We start from the raw sequence: 768 nt of genomic DNA on the forward strand, positions 1-768 counted from the left end.
GACCAAGTGCCACTAAAAGATATTCGCACGATTGCCAACACAATGTTGGAATCCGCGGAAAATACAAAGGACCCGATCCTACTTGCATCTGATGTGCGCTGTGCACTAAAGCGTACGCTTGTTAACTTAATTGCAGGACAAAAGAACGAGTTAAATGTCTACGCACTGTCTGATGAGCTAGAACAAATGCTACTAACTTCACTGCAACAAGCACAATCTTCTGGTACGGTAACACTAGATAGCTTCCCAATTGAGCCAAACATTCTTGGTCAGTTCCAACAAAACTTGCCATTGATCAGACAACAGCTTAAGCAACAGGGGCTACCTCCGATCCTTCTCGTTATGCCACAGCTGCGCCCTCTTCTAGCGCGTTACGCTCGTACATTTACACAAGGGCTGGCAGTATTGTCTTACAACGAAATCCCAGAAAACAAACAAATCAATGTGGTAGGAAACCTTGGTTAATCTTATTTCAACACATGCGATGTACGAACATTTGGTTGGTCTCGCAGTACAACATATCGTCACGGATGACGATCAATTAGTCTTTGATGCTTTAAAACACAATGATGTCCAACACGCATGCCAAGCAATTAGGGAAGCTCAATCAGGGGAAGTAGAATTCCAACACCTGACGTTGAGATTTGGTATGCGTGGAGAACAAAGTGTCTATCAATTCAAACTCTCTGAACAAATGCAGTACTGCCTGGATTTGTTCAGTCTTTACCTTGCACTAAGACAAACACAATTTCAGTTAGAAGCCTTTCA

The 768-nt window shown here is 43.0% G+C and carries 1 protein-coding gene and 1 pseudogene; both read left to right on the forward strand.

Features of this window, described 5'->3' with window-relative positions; all coding sequences use genetic code 11:
• Window positions 1-465 (forward strand): FHIPEP family type III secretion protein (locus IQR33_RS30975; RefSeq protein WP_193844305.1); only part of this gene is annotated, 465 nt, incomplete at its 5' end.
• Between the two features lie 19 nt (window positions 466-484).
• Window positions 485-768, forward strand: a pseudogene (locus IQR33_RS34960) (diguanylate phosphodiesterase); the annotation flags it as partial.

Source organism: Vibrio sp. OPT46, assembly GCF_015163535.1.
GTDB classification, from domain to species: Bacteria; Pseudomonadota; Gammaproteobacteria; order Enterobacterales; family Vibrionaceae; genus Vibrio; species Vibrio alginolyticus.